Origin of the sequence: Desulfobacula phenolica, assembly GCF_900105645.1 — a bacterium.
Classification (GTDB): Bacteria; Desulfobacterota; Desulfobacteria; order Desulfobacterales; family Desulfobacteraceae; genus Desulfobacula; species Desulfobacula toluolica.
In genome coordinates, this window is record NZ_FNLL01000004.1 from 395873 (window position 1) to 411897 (window position 16025).

A 16025-nucleotide genomic window follows, 5' to 3' on the forward strand; every position below is an offset into this window, starting at 1 on the left:
AATTATTTGTCATATCACCTGTTGACAACAAGCGCAACAGCTTCTCCACCTCCAAGGCAAAGAGAGGCAAGACCGCGATTAACATCTCTTTTTTCCATTTCATATAACAAGGTAGTCAATACCCTGGCCCCGGAAGCACCAATGGGGTGCCCAAGAGCAACGCTGCCGCCGTTCACGTTTACCTGTTCAGGATCAAGGCCCAGCTCATTGTTGATGCCTGCAGAGCTGCCGGAAAACGCTTCATTGATTTCAAACAGATCTATATCTGAAATAGAAATTCCCTCTTTTTTCAACACCTTGGGTATGGCATAAATGGGAGCCATCAAAACATACTTCATATCAATGCCATAGGAGGCCTGGGAACCAATGGTTGCCATGATATTGCAGCCCAGTTCTCTGGCTTTTTTTTCACTCATGACAACCAGGGCACAAGCCCCGTCACTTATGATTGATGCATTCCCGGCAGTTCCCACCCCGTCTTTTTTAAATGCCGGTTTCATTTTTGAGAGCAATTCCAATCCAGTCTCTTTTGGGCATTCATCCGTATCAAACATAATGGGATTGCCTTTTCTCTGGGGAATCTGCACTGGTACGATTTCGTCTTTAAACCGCCCTTGTGCAATGGCGGCATTGGCTTTTTTATACGATTGTGCCGCATATTCATCCTGCTCCTGCCTGGACACCTCCCATTTTTCAGAACAAAGTTCATTGGACATACCCATGTGAAAATCATTGATCACATCCCAAAGCCCGTCATGAACCATGTGGTCTTCGATACGACCGGGCCCCATGCGATGTCCCCAGCGGGCCTTATCCATATAATAAGGGGCACGGCTCATGTTTTCCATGCCGCCTGCAACCACCACCTCGGCATCACCGCACTGGATGGCCTGGGCTGCAAGCATCACTGCTTTTAATGATGACCCGCACACCTTATTTACCGTAATGGATTCAACTTCCCAGGGCAGCCCTGCTTTAACCGCAGCAATCTTTCCGGGATTCTGGCCATATCCGCAGGGCAGAACCATGCCCATGATGCACTCATTGATCTCTTGTTTATCAATGCCGGCCCGTGCAATGGCTTCGTTTATCACATGGGCACCCAGATCAGTGGCACCAATAGTAGCCAATGTGCCGCCAAAATTTCCCAAAGGGGTCCGTGTAGCACTGACAATAACTGCTTTATTCATATTAAACACTCTCCTAATCTGTTGTTTTTTACATATTTCGTCTGTATTTTCCGCCGACCTCATACAATGCCTGAGTGATGGTTCCCAAACTGCAGACCTTAACCGTCTCCATAAGCCTTGCAAAAATATTTTCACCCTTTAAAACCGTCTGTTTAAGGTCTTGAATCGCTTGTTCCGATTGATCCTTATATCGCTCTTTAAACGCAGCCAGCCTTTGAAGCTGGGCATTTTTCTGATCATCCGTGGCCCTTGAAAGCTCCAGATGATTTGCCATTTGTGCATAATCCGCATCAGGATCTTCAAATGTATTAACCCCAACAATAGGATACCCTCCTGAATGCTTCAGATATTCATAATACATTGATTCTTCCTGGATTTTGCCCCTCTGGTATCCGGTTTCCATGGCACCCAGCACACCTCCTCGTTCAGTTATTCTTTCAAATTCAATCAGAACAGCTTCTTCCACAAGATCTGTGAGTTCATCCACAATAAAGCTTCCCTGCAACGGGTTTTCATTTTTTGCCAGTCCCCACTCCCGGTTGACAATCAACTGAATGGCAAGGGCGCGCCTCACAGATTCCGCAGAAGGTGTGGTAATTGCTTCGTCAAATGCATTTGTATGAAGACTGTTGCAATTATCATAAACCGCGCACAGCCCCTGGAGCGTGGTCCTGATGTCATTGAACTGAATATCCTGGCTGTGCAGGGATCTGCCGGATGTCTGGATATGATATTTCAGCTTCCTGGATTTTTCATTTGCCTTATATTTATATTTCATGGCCACGGCCCAGATCCGCCTGGCCACCCTTCCGATCACGGTATACTCAGGGTCCATGCCATTGGAAAAGAAAAACGAAAGAGAATGCGCAAAGCTGTTGATATCCATGCCACGGGACAAATAATATTCCACATAGGTGAACCCGTTTGCCAGGGTCAGAGCAAGCTGGGTAATGGGATTGGCACCGGCCTCTGCAATATGATAGCCTGAGATGGAAACCGAATAAAAATTTTTCACCTGATGATCAATAAAATACTGCTGAATATCCCCCATCATTTTCAAGGCAAAATCAATGGAAAAAATGCAGGTATTCTGCCCCTGGTCTTCTTTTAAAATATCCGCCTGAACCGTTCCCCTGACATTTGACAAGGCAAACTGCCAAAGGGTTGCGGCCTCATCTTCAGACGGTTTGCGGCCGTTTTTTTCTTTAAACGCCTCCACCTGACAGGCAATGGCCGTATTCATAAACATGGCCAGCATCATGGGGGCCGGTCCATTAATGGTCATGGAAACCGAGGTATTGGGCGCACACAGATCAAACCCGCTGTACAGCACCTTTACATCATCCAGGGTGCAGATGCTCACCCCCGAGGTTCCGATCTTACCGTATATATCCGGCCGCGTATCCGGGTCAAATCCGTAAAGAGTAACCGAATCAAAGGCCGTGGAAAGCCGTTTGGCCGGATAACTGGCCGACAGAAGCTTGAACCGTTTGTTGGTATCAGCAGGGCCGCCTTCTCCTGCAAACATACGGGTGGGATCTTCATCCGACCGTTTTAAGGGAAACACCCCGGCTGTGTATGGAAAATTGCCTGCAAAATTCTCTTTTCTCATCCAGGCATATTGTTCCCCCGGATCAGTAAATTGCGGCAGGGAAATTTTTGGAATTTTGGAATGGGACAGGGATTTGCTGTACAAAGGCAAGCTTACGTCTTCACCACGGACATGATACACCAGCTCATCTTTTGCATATACGCTTTTTAAGGTATTGAACTCATCAATAATCTCATTGGTTTCTTTTTCCACGAGAGCCTGGGCATCGGCAACCGCAGCCTTCAGTTTTTCCAGGAGATCCGGCAATTGATCAAGCCCCTTGTCTTTCAAAGTTTTGGAGGCTTCAATCAAATGCCATCTATTTCGTACAGCTTCTGCCTGCTCTTGGGTTGTCTTGTGGTATTGCCTTATTGTATCGGCAATTTCAGCCAGATACCGCGTTCTTGCACCCGGAATAATAATGGTTTTTGAAGAGGATTCTTTTTTATCCGGTCTTGGAAGACTGGATTTAAATTTAATCTTTTTCTTTTCAAAAATAATATCCAGCAACCCGAGATAAAATGCAGTAACTCCGTCATCGTTAAACTTGGATGCAATGGTTCCGTATACCGGCAGATCTTTTGGGTCCGTATCCCAGGCCTTACGATTTCTCTGAACCTGTTTTCGCACATCCCGTAAAGCATCTTCACTGCCTTTTTTCTCATACTTGTTCAACACGACCATATCAGCATAATCCAGCATATCAATCTTTTCCAGCTGAGAAGGCGCGCCGAATTCGGCTGTCATGACATATATGGATATATCCACCAGATCGACAATCCTGGAATCACCCTGGCCGATACCGGCTGTTTCAATGATAATAATGTCATACCCTGCTGCCTTGACCACACGGATCGCATCCGGCAAAGCTTCGGGAAGCTCTGTTTGAGAAAGTCGTGTGGCCAGAGACCGCATATAAACGCGCCCTGTTTCAATGGAATTCATCCTGATCCTGTCACCCAGCAGAGCGCCGCCTGTTTTTCGCCGGGACGGATCACAGGAGATGACGGCGATATTAACATCATTAAGATCATGCAGCATCCGGATAATTAATTCATCGGTCAAAGACGACTTGCCTGCACCGCCTGTTCCGGTTAATCCAATGACGGGAACATCTTTTTTAGCAGCCGATTTAAAAATAGGTGACATGATTTTTTCAATAGCATCCCGGTCGTTTTTCCAGGCTTCCTGGACTGCAGAGATAAAAGTTGCCGTCACATATTTGTTCTCGACGTTCAGATTCTCATAGTCCAGTTTATCATACCCTGCACAAGGGAAGTCCATGGATTGCATCATATCATTGATCATGCCCTGAAGCCCCATTTTTGATCCGTCTTCAGGAGAATAGATCCTTGTCACACCATAGGCATGAAGCTCGTCCATTTCAGAAGGAATGATAACACCGCCGCCGCCGCCAAAAATTTTGATATGGGATGCGCCTCTTTCTTTTAACAGATCCTTCATGTACTTGAAATATTCAACATGCCCCCCCTGATAACTGGATACGGCAATCCCCTGGGCATCTTCTTCTATGGCTGCTGCAACCACTTCCTGTGCAGAACGGTTATGCCCGATATGAATCACTTCCGCACCACAATCCTGCAAAATTCTTCTCATGATATTTATGGATGCATCATGACCGTCAAAAAGAGAGGTGGCTGTCACCACTTTAACTGAATATTCAGGGGTATACCTTTTGATTTGCATATTCATACTGTCTCCTTTTCAGACATTTTTTTTAAAATATCAAGCCAAAGATGAAATCGGTCTGAATATCAATATATTCTTCAATAGTAAAATTGCGTTGCATATGCCATCGCCTAAACGCCCACATCTGACCCAGAACCGATATATTGTGACCCACAAGATTCAATATTTTAGCATCAAGCGTTGGAAAGATATCTTTTCCGGAAAGCGAAGAAAGCGCATTGATAAAAACATCCGTAATATCCAACTCGTTGACAAGGACCCTTTTCTTCCATTTTTCCGGCAGAAACTGGGTAACCTGATACATGAGAAGAATATGGTCTCCCATCTTATCGCAGACATAAAAATATTGACGAATGGCCTCGGCAAGCCTTTCTTTTCCCTTATCCTTATTTGACAGGGCTTTTTCAACCGCATCCCGGACTTCTTCGTGAATGGCATTACATACCAGGTACAAAAGATCTTCTTTGGAACTGACGTATTCGTATAAAGAACCAATTGAAAAATTAGCAGCTTTTGCAATCATCCGGGTTGTAGTCTTATGATATCCGTGTTCAATAAACAATTGAACCGTAGAATCAATAATCTGACGCCGTCGCTTACTCACCAGTTCAGGATTCTTTATTTGTGTCGGAACATCGCCGCCGGATAACGGTGTCTTGGATTTTTTAAATCTTCCCAAACAATCAGTCCTTTTCCTTTAAAAAACATCAATGACAATACTCGAACGAGCGCTCAGTCATAGATTTTTTTACATTTATTCCCATCCTTGTCAAGGAATTATCCACCGGCTATTTTGAATTTCAACCTTTTAATACAGTAGTCAAAACGCCCTGGCAAAAGAAAACATTTAAAAACCATTTGACAAAAGAATTGCTTTAAATATAGTATTTTAAACATAGACTGAGCGCTCGATCACTTTTCGTCATTACCGAGCGGCTTTACAGATAAAAAACCATAAGCGCCACAAAAAAAACAACTCATAATCCAAAGGAGGCCCGGGGTGGATTTTGACCTTACCAACGAGCAAAAAATGATCCGTAAGGAAGTTAGAAAGTTTGCCCAAAAAGAGATTGCGCCCATTGCAGGAGAGCTTGACGAAAAAGAAGAATTTTCCGAAGCCCTCACTCGAAAAATGGGAGAAATCGGTCTTTTCGGCATGTTTGTTTCAGAAGAATATGATGGCCAGGCAATGGACTATATTTCATACATTATAGGCGTTGAAGAAATCGCAAGAATTGACGGTTCTCAGGCTGCCACAATTGCAGCAGGCAATTCACTGGGCATAGGCCCGATCTACTATTTCGGGACAAAAGAGCAAAAACAAAAATATCTGCCCAAGCTTTGTGAAGGGAAAGGCTTATGGGGATTCGGCCTTACCGAACCAACAGCCGGATCAGATGCTGGCGGCAGCAAAACAACAGCTGTTCTTGACGGCAATGAATGGGTCATTAACGGGTCTAAAATATTCATCACCAATGCTGCCTGCGATATGACCATGGGGGTCACTGTCCAGGCCATCACCGGCACAAGAGACAATGGCAAACCCGAGTATTCCTGTATCCTTGTTGAGACAGGGACACCCGGGTTTAAAGCTGTCACAATGAAAAAAAAATTCATGTGGCGTGCTTCCAACACGGCTGAACTCTATTTTGATGATGTAAGGGTTCCAAAAAATAACATTCTGGGTAAAAAAGGCGACGGATTTCACCAGATGCTGGCAACCCTTGACGGAGGAAGGCTCTCCATAGGGGCTATGGGCCTTGGCGGCGCACAGGGAGCCTATGAGCTTGGATTGAAATATGCCCGGACAAGAGAGCAGTTCGGACAGCCCATCTCCAAATTCCAGGCCATTGCATTCAAGCTGGCAGACTGTGCCATGGAAATCGAGTGCGCCAGAAACCTTTTATACAAAGCCTGCTGGCTGAAAAGCAATAACCGGCCCTTTGAAAAGGAGGCTGCCATGGGCAAGCTGTATTGTTCCGAAGTGATGTCAAGAGTTGTGGATCATGCCATCCAGATCCACGGGGGATATGGTCTCATGAAAGAATATAATGTGGAACGGTTTTACAGGGACCAGAAGCTTCTGGAAATCGGTGAAGGGACTTCCGAAGTCCAGCGAATTGTAATTTCACGATATATTGGCTGTTAAAAACCGCTTTAATCTAGGAGAAAAAATCATGAGTACAAACGACCAGCTTCTGGTGGAAGAAAAAAACCAGGCGGTTATCCTGACCATGAATAGACCTGAAGTGATGAATTGTTTTAATTTCAATCTGTTGCACCTGATCAGGGAACAGGTTGACGCACTGCACTATCGAAATGATGTCAGGGCCGTAATTATTACAGGTGCGGGCAAAAAAGCCTTTTGTACAGGTGCTGACTTAAAAGAAAGAGCAACCCTGTCACCTGACGGAGTAAAAAAATTTGTTCTCACCATCAGAAACCTTTTGACCGCAATCCAACAGTTGCCCATGCCGGTGATCTGTGCCGTGAACGGGCTGGCCCTTGGCGGAGGCACGGAATTCATGCTGGCATCCGACATGCGCATTGCATCCAAAAACGCAGTCATGGGATTGACAGAGACAAGACTTGCCATCATCCCTGGAGCTGGCGGCACCCAGCGGTTGCCCAGGCTCATTGGGGTGGCAAAGGCCAAGGAGATGATCTTTACCGGCAGAAAGGTGGATGCCAAAGAAGCACTTGAAATCGGCTTGGTCAACAAGGTCACCCCTTCTGAAAACCTCATGGACGAATGCATGAAGCTTTTGGCCATGATTTGTGAAACCGGTCCCATTGCCGTTGAAATGGCCAAATATGCCATTGACAAAGGCATTGAAACCGACCTTGCAACAGGACTTGCCATAGAATCCAATGCCTACAGGGTTACCATCCCAACTGAGGACAGAACCGAAGGCTTTACAGCATTTAATGAAAAAAGAAAGCCCCGTTACAAAGGCAGATAAAAAAAAACTGCAAATACAAATAAAACATTTCTGCAAGCTGAATGGCGGGAAGCTGAATTGAAGTAAAAATGGAATGAAAATGGATAGGAATGGAGTGAAAATGGAGTAAAAAAAAATAAAACTTTCAGTTTAAAAGCAATAAGGAGGAAAACACCATGACCGAATATGATTACTGGAAAATATTTCCAAGAATGCCCAGAAAAGTAACCATCGGTGATATTACTGTCAGAGACGGATTTCAGCACCTTGAAAAATTTGTTTCCACACCTGCCAAAATCACCTATCTTGAAGAATTGATTTTTGCAGGATGCCGCAATATTGAAGTCACCAACCTGGGAAATCCCAGACTCATGCCCCAGTTCAGTGATGCCGAAGAACTTCTGGCTCACCTGAGAAGCGATAATTTTATCAGCCGGGCAAATAAAAAAGGCATTAATATGGATGATGTGATATTGACGGCCATTACCATCCGGGAACCTTCCGTTGACAGGGCCATTGAACTCAAAAAAAGAGGGGTCGGTCCTGACAGGGTATTGATGATGGTCTCAACTGAAGAACAGCACCATTTTGCCAATTCAGGCACCACCCTGCCCGATTATTGGAAAGAAGCAGAAAGATGCATAAAAAAATGCACAAACGCAGGCATCAAGATGTGCGGTACGGTCAGCACCATCTGGGGAAGTCCCATTGGCGGGGCAACCGACTTAAAGGATGCCGTGGCATTCACCAAGCACTGGCTGTCAATCGGAGCCTCCGACATTGAGCATGCCGATCACGACGGATCTGCCTCGGCTGCAGAAGTTTTTCGATATTTTTCCATGATCCTTGATGAAATACCGGACACCAGCCTTCACATTGCACATTTTCATGAAACAAAAAGAGTGGCTGCAGCATCCGTTCTTGCAGCGCTTCAAGCAGGCATCTGCCATTTTGAAGCCACCCTTGGCGGTCTTGGCGGACAACCTGCCAACTTCATGGATGACAGGCCCATCAAGGGCACGGGCGATTATTATTATGATGATGAACGATATGTGGGACTGGTTTGCCTTGAAGATACCCTTGTACAAATTGATGAAATGGGTATAGAACATGGATACGATATTGACAGAATCCTGTGGCTGGGAAAACAGTTGGAAAAGACAGTAGGCACAAGGTTGAGAAGTGAGGCTGTAATCAACGGCAGAACCCTGAAGCAGGGCCATATGCAATATGCCAGACCCGGACTTGACAAACTAAAGAAAAAACTGGGGGAAAAACCAAATCAGAATTTCCCCGGATAAGATGACAAGGAGGTGCTATGGAAAAAAATGATATCCCCCATATCAATGTAGACTATTTTGAAAATCTCACCGGAAATATTAAAAACGGGGAAACAGGCGATGTGGAAGAGGTTGGAAAACGCATCAAAGAACTCAGGGAAGAGCGGGGTATTTCCATTGAAGATCTTTCCCATCTTACGGGATTTGAAGTCTCCAGGCTTCAAAACATTGAAAGCGGCCTGGAAAAACCACAGCTTGGAACTGTGATGAAATTGTCAAAGGCTCTGGATTCCGCCATGGGCAGGCTGGCATCAAACATTGGGAACAAACTGTATTCCATCACAAGAAAAGATGAAAGAAAAGAGATTTCCCGTTGCGCTTCAAAAACCGGCAAAGGCAATGTTTATTCTTACATGAGCCTGGCCCCTGAAGTCCAGGGCCGTCACATGGAAGCATTGATCGTACAATTGGAAAAAAACCAGGACCAGGAAGGCTCAATCCATAACGGGGAAGAATTTATTTTTGTTCTTGAAGGGATTATCAACCTGGTTATTGGAAAAGACACCTATGATCTTGAACCAGGCGACAGTGCCTACTACCTGTCCACCACATCCCATGTTCTTACTGCAAAAACTGATAAAGCCACCATACTTGCCGTGTTGTATGAATAAGGAATTATTATGGAATCAAATATAAAAGACCACTATAATTCAGACAATCTGACTCAAAAAATAGAAACCGCATTAATCAAAGCAAAAAAAAAACTTTCACCCATTGGATTAAAAGAGCTTTCCCCCATTGATCAGCTCCATACCGGCGGTGCCCGCGCCACCATTGATTTGTTCAAAAAGGCCAGCCTGAATTCCAATGCTTTGTTGCTTGATGCCGGTTGCGGAATTGGCGGTTCCTCCAGGCTTCTTGCCCAACAGTTTAATTGCCGGGTTATCGGTGTTGATCTGGCAGACCAGTTTATCAATGCTGCAAACTTTTTAACCCGGATTACCGGACTTGAAAACTCAGTTTCATTTCAGCAGGGTTCTGTTCTTGATCTGCCTTTTGAAGACAGCACATTTGATGTTGTTTTATGTCAGCATCTGCTCATGAATATTGAAAACAAATCTACCGTTATCAAAGAATTTTCCAGAGTTTTAAAACAGGATGGAAAGCTGATATTACATGAAATTACCAAGGGGGAAAACGATACGCTTCTTTATCCGGTTCCCTGGGCCGGGAAAGCTTCCATATCATTTCTTGAGTCCCGGGATATCATCTTTGCCATGCTTGAAAAACACGGCTTTAAAACACGGTTATCTTCGGATGAAACCCTCGCTGCAGAGTCATGGTGGGAAAAAGTCAAGGCTGTATCTCCCCGAAAAACGCCTTTGCCCGAAGCATTAAGTCCCGGCATTATTTTTGGTGATAATGCAAAATTATTCGGCAAAAACATGCTTGCAAATTTTAAAAACAATGCCATCTGTCTTGTTGAAGCTGTTTTAAAAAAGAGCTGAAACCTGTTCTTTAAAAAGGTTTCCTGACATTTGATCCAGCATTGTATTTATCTGTTTTCCTGCGGTTTCAATTGCAGTGTAGCGTGATGGATCTTCACTGTGATTGATCTTTACATCTTTAAGATGATGCCTGAAAAGCTGATCAATAGCGTTTTGGGCTTTAACCACCTGTTTTTTTTCATGAGCTTCCAATTTATCCATCATTTTTTCAACAAACTTATCAATATTTTTGAAAAAATTATTTTCCCTGTTTTCAGCCCCTTGATTTTCAGGCATAAATTCTTTTAAAGAAGGTACAGGCATCTCTTCTTTTTGAAAATTACCGTTACCTGGAATGGTATTTACAGTTTCTGTCCGGGTTTCGGATCTCATTTCATATGATCTTTTATAGGTAATATCTGCCGAATACATGGAAACCGTATCATAATCTCCCATGGAAACAGCTTTGGCAACAGCATCATCCATATCCCCATGGGCCATTTTTGAAATTATTTCATCCATATCTTTTATAATGGTGTTGATATCCTCAAGTTCTTCCTCACTCAAATCCCCGGTCACGGAAAAGCTGAAACTCTCTCCTGATGTCAACGTAATTTCTCTTTGATTTTTAGTGATCATAGCTGTTCCTGATTCGGTTTTCATAACTCCTTTGCTGTTATACATGGAGGCATCAAGCCCGGAATAGGTATTGGATGTCAATGTGACAAGATCACCTTCCCTGGTTTTTATGGTCAGCCCTGCATCAAGGCTTTCACTGGAGCTAAAAGATTGTTTTCTTGCATAAGTTGAAAACTGCTGGTCATACAATGAATTTTGCCGGCGTGATGGTTCTGCCGATAAAGACCGGCCCTGTATAATGCTCATCTTGCTTCTCCTTGTTCTCCTTGAAAATATGGCATAATTTTATATTCTGAATAGAATAGATATCGGCAAACAATGGGGATATATTTAAAAAATAAGACAAAATTTTTATATATTCATGGACTATCCTAAGCCTTATACCTCCCAATGGCCGATATTATGATCAAGCCCAATCTATTTAGCTTCAGATATCCGGGTCAAATTGTACTTTTTCAGATGATCAATGTATAAAGGCAAAAAAACAACGAAAAGGCCATAATGCAAGCCTGACCCCACTTATTTTGGAGACCGTGAAATGGATACGTTTGGATTTACAAAAAAAAAGCTGCTGTCGATTCCCCTTGAAACCCGGCACAAGCATATGATCAACTGGTTATCCGGTTTTTATCAGAAATTAACCACCAATCGGATCAACCGGACTTCTTTGGATCTGTTTACACGCCAATACAACCAAATCCTTGACTGGACCGGAATGACGCCGTTTATTGCGCCAGACACCGGCACTGCAAGATTATGGATTGAAAGTATTTCAGACAGGATTCACTACCACCGGTCTGCCACAGGCAAAACAGTCCGCGATCATGATTTACTAAAAAGGGTTCAAACAAATGATTTGTCCCGAGCTGTGAATCAAATTGATCTTGATTGCCATGTAGCACTGGATGGTTTAAGGAGCCTTTTTAATGTGGGGTCCATTTTCAGGACCTGTGAAGCTGCCGGATTTAACTCCGTGATTCTCGGAAATACCCCGGGCAAAGAACATCCGGGTGTCCGAAAAACCGCCATGGGGGCTCATGAATGGATTGAACAGGAAAAAGTGGAAGATCTTGCCCATGCACTGATTGAAAAAAAAGCAAAAGGATTCCAGATCATTGGTGTTGAAACCATTGCAGGTGCCCGTCCTTTTCATGAGGTTTCATGGAAAAAGAAAACCATTGTTGTGTTTGGTAATGAAGAATATGGTATTTCATCCCATGTCATGGCGGCATGTGATGCGTTTGCTTATATTCCAATGTTTGGCAAAAAAAACTCCATCAATGTTGCCAACGCCGTAGCTGTTATCTGTTTTCAGGTGGCAAGCACAATCCCTTAAACAGCTCTTTGGGTATTTTATCTTGACTGTTGTTGTTGCATATGAATTTCAATGATAACACCACCTGTTTCGATTATATCACCCGGAACTATTTTTTTGCGTTTTCTTGTTTCAACACTCCCGTTCACTCGTACAAAGCCATCATTTATCAAATATTTGGCTTCCCCGCCACTGGCTGCGAGATTTTCAAACTTTAAGATCTTATACAATTCAACAAACTCAGTTTTTATGTTAACCACTCTTTTTTTCATTTTTATTCTTTTATCACAATTCAATAATTTCTTTCCATTAACAGACATAACCTGATCCCATGCACAAGGATCTTGCATTACAAACAGGAACCATATAATGAATACTAAAAAAAGGAAAAGGATATCTTTGATATGAAATTTTTTAGAACCATCACTTTTTACGCTATTGTCTGTTTTTTTATTTTTCAATCCACCGGGTTTGCATTTAAATCCGGGAAGCAGCACGTCATATCCGGCAATACCATGGGAACTTTTTACACCATAAAATTTATCTCCCGCAACAAAGAATCCCTCTCTTTATGGAAAAACAAAGTGGATACCCGTCTTAAAGAGGTAAACAAAAAGCTGTCAATGTATGATCCAAAAAGTGAGATTTCCCTTTTTAACAGTCATGAAATTAACAAACCTGTGAACATCTCTTTGGATTTTTTTTCCATCCTTTTAACGGCAAAAGAAATATACCACCTGACCGGCGGCTCCTGGGACGGAACAGTAAAGCCCCTGGTTGACCTGTGGGGATTTGGAACAAAAAAGCGAACCGGCAATGTTCCAGGTGCTGACACCATACGCCAGGTGTTATCAGAAACCGGGTTTAACCACATCAGCCTCAAAAAACCGCACACCATTGTTAAGCAAAAATCCGTTACCCTTGATCTTGGTTCCATTGCAAAAGGATATGGGGTGGACGCCATTGCCAAACTGTTTACGTCATCCGGTATTCATGATGTTCTTGTGGAAATAGGCGGAGAACTTTATGCATCAGGCAAGAACCTGAACGGGCAATCCTGGTCGGTAGGCATCAGCAGACCTGATAAAAATTATGCTCACCAGGGATTATATAAAATTATCCGCCTGAACAACCAGGCTATTGCCACCAGTGGTAATTACAGAAATTTTTTTGAAGCAGACGGAAAAACCTTTTCCCATATTATTGATCCCAAAACAGGGTATCCGGCAACCAGCCAAATCGTTTCAGCATCCGTCATCTCAAAAGACTGCACCTTTGCCGACGGACTTGCCACAGCCCTTATGATCATGGAAATACAAGAGGGACTCAAGCTTGTTAACCGCCTTGGGCAAACCGAATGCCTGATCATTCAAAAAAAAGGTCAAACCCTTGTCACCCATGCTTCTGAAAACTTTGATGATTTTCTGGTTCCTTAAGCTTTGTTATCAAAAAAAATCAAGAAAAATTCACCCGGTACCCATGACATAGTACCCATAACCCAGTACCCAATCTAAGGATTATATTTCATCCCCTGAAAAGAATCTCTCTGCTCAAGGGTATGCTGAATCATATTAAAAGTTTCCCTGTACCTGCCCGCCCACATGGGTGCCCTTAATTCATCCGAGTGGGGGTCTCCGGTGATCCGCTGGATAATGATCTGATCCGGCAGCAATTCCAGGAAATCACACACTGTTTCCACGTATTCTTTCTGTTCCATCGGTGTATAGCCGCCCTTTTGCCACAGTTTATCCAGAGCAGTCCCTTTGATAACATACAGCAGATGAATTTTCACCCCGTTAATGCCGCTGTCCGCCAATATTTTTGCAGTTTCCAGCATCATTTTTTTGTCTTCTCCGGGAAGTCCCAGGATTACATGGGTGCAGATATTGATACCCCTGCCACGGGTTAATTGAACGGCATCACAAAAATCCTTATAAGTATGTCCCCGGTTAATAAACTTCAATGTGACATCATGAACGGATTGAAGCCCGTACTCAAGCCAGACCAGGTAATCTCTGGCATAAGATTCGATCAGATCCAGTTTTTCAGCATCAACGCAGTCAGGCCGGGTGCCGATGGCCATTCCCACCATGCCTTCGCAGGCGAGCGCTTCATCATACAATTGTTTCATGTGGGCACAGGTGGTGTAGGTATTTGAATAGGATTGAAAATAAGCCAGAAATTTTTTGGCTTTATATTTTTTTATCATTCCGATCTTGCCTGATTCGATCTGCTCCTTTATGGAAAGGCCTTTGGCAAACAATCCGGAACCGGAACCTTTTGCATTACAATAAATACACCCTGCACGGGACAGCACCCCATCCCGGTTGGGACATGACAATCCAGCATCAACCGTAATTTTTTGCACCCGTTGACCAAACAAGTTTCTCAGATAGGTATTATAATCCGAATACCGCTTCTTTTTATCCATTCAACACCCCACTTACCTGTTAACTCTTTTTTTTTCAAAAATCCTGTTTCAATTCTCATCCAGTTATTTATCATAAATGCTTAATGAACTTAAATGATATATCCATTTATATCTCAGCAACGGTCAACACAAACCGACCTGAATTATTATCAAGCACACTTCTTCCATGCGGTCAAAACAGGTTGTTCTGCTTTCAGGTATTGTGTTTTGATATAAACAGCTTTATATTTAAAGTTAAATATAAGTTTAAATAGGGAGTTAAATATGAAGGATTTTCAAGTTTCGGAAGATATTTTACCAATAGCAAAATTCAAAACAAATGCATCATCTCTCTTAAAAGATTTAAATACAAGCCGTAGATCTATCGTTATCACACAGCATGGAAAGCCTGTTGGTGTTGTAATAAGTCCAAAAGATTATGATTTTCTGGTTAACAGAAATAAATTTTTAGACGCAATATCTGAGGGTTTGAAAGATTCCAATGATAAAAATATTGTTTCTGATGAAGATTTTAAAAAGAAACTTGATGCAGAATTTGGTAAATTTGAAATATGAAAAAAATATTTTGGACTCAAAAAGCTCAAACGGATCTGATAAATATCGGTTTGATCCTCCCCCAAAAAACTGGAGAGCGAGTTAAGCCACTTTTTTTAAGTTATACCATTCCTGCTCACAATGAGCAGGTGTTTTCCAGCCATTAGTAGAATGTTTCCTTCTTTGGTTATAGTAAATTTCAATATATTTAAAGAGGATTCTTTCAGCCTCTCTAAAATTATACAAACGAATATGGTAGATCAATTGTGTTTTTAAGGTATGGAAAAAGGATTCAGCTACGGCATTATCCCAACAATTACCCTTACGGCTAATGCTTTGGATATACCCATGAGTGTTGAGTACTTTTTTAAAATCCTGACTGGCATATTGTACGCCACGATCACTATGGATCATTAAACCTCTTCCCGGCTGACGGCGCATGATGGCCTTTTTTAATGCTCGGATTACAGAATGTCTTTCGAGGGATCTACTTAAATCCCAGCCAACAATACTTCTTGAAAATAGATCTATAAAAACGGTCAAATAATACCAATGACGGCCAACTTTTAAATAAGTGATATCGCTCACCCATACGGTGTTTGGTATTTTAACATCAAATTTTCTATTGAGTAGGTTCGGTGCCACAGGTTCATTGTGTTTGGAATCAGTAGTGACAACCCACTTTTTTAATGTTTTGCATTTCAGACCCATTTTCCGCATCAAACGAGCAACTCTGTTTTCACTGACATTACAAAAATCTGGATCGTCATGGAGATCAGCAGTGATCATCGGACTACCGGCCATGCCGTTATGCTCTGAGAACAATTTAAAAATACATTGCTTTAACCGATCATTCTGACGAGACCTTGCTGATGGTATTCTGTTCCGCCACTGGTAAAAACCGCT

At 42.9% G+C, this 16025-nt stretch carries 15 protein-coding genes; 8 read left to right on the forward strand and 7 right to left on the reverse strand.

The window, feature by feature from the left end:
- Positions 1-14 precede the first annotated feature (14 nt).
- Genes BLT94_RS08945 through BLT94_RS08955 form a run of 3 tightly spaced genes read right to left on the reverse strand, consistent with a single transcriptional unit; the run spans position 15 to position 5170 of the window.
- Positions 15-1190 carry an acetyl-CoA C-acetyltransferase gene (locus BLT94_RS08945; protein WP_092232927.1) on the reverse strand — a complete coding sequence of 392 codons (1176 nt, stop codon included), beginning with the start codon at positions 1188-1190 and terminating at the stop codon, positions 15-17.
- 28 nt (positions 1191-1218) lie between these two features.
- A complete protein-coding gene (gene icmF, locus BLT94_RS08950) occupies positions 1219-4494 on the reverse strand; it encodes a fused isobutyryl-CoA mutase/GTPase IcmF (protein ID WP_092232930.1) in 3276 nt (1091 codons plus the stop codon).
- A gap of 25 nt (positions 4495-4519) precedes the next feature.
- Positions 4520-5170, reverse strand: a complete 651-nt coding sequence (locus BLT94_RS08955) for a TetR/AcrR family transcriptional regulator (protein ID WP_092232933.1) — start codon at positions 5168-5170, stop codon at positions 4520-4522.
- Between the two features lie 321 nt (positions 5171-5491).
- Here BLT94_RS08955 and BLT94_RS08960 point away from each other — a divergent pair, with 321 nt between their 5' ends.
- From BLT94_RS08960 to BLT94_RS08980, 5 genes are all read left to right on the forward strand, one after another.
- The gene (locus tag BLT94_RS08960; RefSeq protein WP_092232936.1) at positions 5492-6640 is read left to right on the forward strand and encodes an acyl-CoA dehydrogenase family protein; all 1149 of its coding nucleotides are present in this window, start codon (positions 5492-5494) and stop codon (positions 6638-6640) included.
- A 28-nt stretch (positions 6641-6668) separates the two neighbouring features.
- Positions 6669-7454 (forward strand): enoyl-CoA hydratase-related protein, encoded by a 786-nt coding sequence (locus BLT94_RS08965; RefSeq protein WP_092232939.1) that lies wholly within the window; start codon positions 6669-6671, stop codon positions 7452-7454.
- Positions 7455-7609: 155 nt separating this feature from the next.
- Positions 7610-8734, forward strand: a complete 1125-nt coding sequence (locus tag BLT94_RS08970) for a beta/alpha barrel domain-containing protein (protein WP_092232942.1) — start codon at positions 7610-7612, stop codon at positions 8732-8734.
- Positions 8735-8751: 17 nt separating this feature from the next.
- On the forward strand, positions 8752-9384 hold the full coding sequence (locus BLT94_RS08975; protein ID WP_092232945.1) for a helix-turn-helix domain-containing protein: 633 nt from the start codon (positions 8752-8754) through the stop codon (positions 9382-9384).
- A 9-nt stretch (positions 9385-9393) separates the two neighbouring features.
- Positions 9394-10221, forward strand: a complete 828-nt coding sequence (locus tag BLT94_RS08980) for a class I SAM-dependent methyltransferase (RefSeq protein WP_092232948.1) — start codon at positions 9394-9396, stop codon at positions 10219-10221.
- Here BLT94_RS08980 and BLT94_RS08985 read toward each other — a convergent pair.
- Positions 10207-11085, reverse strand: a complete 879-nt coding sequence (locus BLT94_RS08985; protein WP_092232951.1) for a hypothetical protein — start codon at positions 11083-11085, stop codon at positions 10207-10209. The two genes, BLT94_RS08980 and BLT94_RS08985, sit on opposite strands and share 15 nt — an antisense overlap.
- Before the next feature lie 292 nt (positions 11086-11377).
- Between BLT94_RS08985 and BLT94_RS08990 the strand changes: the two genes are divergently transcribed.
- Positions 11378-12175 carry an RNA methyltransferase gene (locus BLT94_RS08990; RefSeq protein WP_092232954.1) on the forward strand — a complete coding sequence of 266 codons (798 nt, stop codon included), beginning with the start codon at positions 11378-11380 and terminating at the stop codon, positions 12173-12175.
- 17 nt (positions 12176-12192) lie between these two features.
- Here BLT94_RS08990 and BLT94_RS08995 read toward each other — a convergent pair whose 3' ends face one another.
- Positions 12193-12474, reverse strand: a complete 282-nt coding sequence (locus tag BLT94_RS08995) for an RNA-binding S4 domain-containing protein (protein ID WP_407641559.1) — start codon at positions 12472-12474, stop codon at positions 12193-12195.
- Between the two features lie 84 nt (positions 12475-12558).
- On the opposite strand from BLT94_RS08995, the gene BLT94_RS09000 reads away from it, so the two are divergent.
- Positions 12559-13590 carry an FAD:protein FMN transferase gene (locus tag BLT94_RS09000; RefSeq protein WP_092232957.1) on the forward strand — a complete coding sequence of 344 codons (1032 nt, stop codon included), beginning with the start codon at positions 12559-12561 and terminating at the stop codon, positions 13588-13590.
- A 74-nt stretch (positions 13591-13664) separates the two neighbouring features.
- Here BLT94_RS09000 and BLT94_RS09005 read toward each other — a convergent pair whose 3' ends face one another.
- Positions 13665-14585 carry a TIGR01212 family radical SAM protein gene (locus BLT94_RS09005; RefSeq protein WP_092232960.1) on the reverse strand — a complete coding sequence of 307 codons (921 nt, stop codon included), beginning with the start codon at positions 14583-14585 and terminating at the stop codon, positions 13665-13667.
- 264 nt (positions 14586-14849) lie between these two features.
- On the opposite strand from BLT94_RS09005, the gene BLT94_RS09010 reads away from it, so the two are divergent.
- A complete protein-coding gene (locus BLT94_RS09010) occupies positions 14850-15140 on the forward strand; it encodes a type II toxin-antitoxin system Phd/YefM family antitoxin (RefSeq protein ID WP_092232963.1) in 291 nt (96 codons plus the stop codon).
- Positions 15141-15221: 81 nt separating this feature from the next.
- Here the strand turns inward: BLT94_RS09010 and BLT94_RS09015 are convergent.
- On the reverse strand, positions 15222-16025 hold an 804-nt coding region (locus tag BLT94_RS09015; protein ID WP_139169007.1), incomplete at its 5' end, for an IS3 family transposase.

Excerpts from the sequence above, each read along its gene's own strand:
- BLT94_RS08945 (WP_092232927.1), bottom strand. The coding sequence starts at position 1,190 with ATGAATAAAGCAGTTATTGTCAGTGCTACACGGACCCCTTTGGGAAAT.
- icmF (WP_092232930.1), bottom strand. The coding sequence starts at position 4,494 with ATGAATATGCAAATCAAAAGGTATACCCCTGAATATTCAGTTAAAGTG.
- BLT94_RS08965 (WP_092232939.1), top strand. The coding sequence starts at position 6,669 with ATGAGTACAAACGACCAGCTTCTGGTGGAAGAAAAAAACCAGGCGGTT.
- BLT94_RS08970 (WP_092232942.1), top strand. The coding sequence starts at position 7,610 with ATGACCGAATATGATTACTGGAAAATATTTCCAAGAATGCCCAGAAAA.
- BLT94_RS08975 (WP_092232945.1), top strand. The coding sequence starts at position 8,752 with ATGGAAAAAAATGATATCCCCCATATCAATGTAGACTATTTTGAAAAT.
- BLT94_RS08980 (WP_092232948.1), top strand. The coding sequence starts at position 9,394 with ATGGAATCAAATATAAAAGACCACTATAATTCAGACAATCTGACTCAA.
- BLT94_RS08985 (WP_092232951.1), bottom strand. The coding sequence starts at position 11,085 with ATGAGCATTATACAGGGCCGGTCTTTATCGGCAGAACCATCACGCCGG.
- BLT94_RS08990 (WP_092232954.1), top strand. The coding sequence starts at position 11,378 with ATGGATACGTTTGGATTTACAAAAAAAAAGCTGCTGTCGATTCCCCTT.
- BLT94_RS08995 (WP_407641559.1), bottom strand. The coding sequence starts at position 12,474 with ATGTCTGTTAATGGAAAGAAATTATTGAATTGTGATAAAAGAATAAAA.
- BLT94_RS09000 (WP_092232957.1), top strand. The coding sequence starts at position 12,559 with ATGAAATTTTTTAGAACCATCACTTTTTACGCTATTGTCTGTTTTTTT.
- BLT94_RS09005 (WP_092232960.1), bottom strand. The coding sequence starts at position 14,585 with ATGGATAAAAAGAAGCGGTATTCGGATTATAATACCTATCTGAGAAAC.
- BLT94_RS09010 (WP_092232963.1), top strand. The coding sequence starts at position 14,850 with ATGAAGGATTTTCAAGTTTCGGAAGATATTTTACCAATAGCAAAATTC.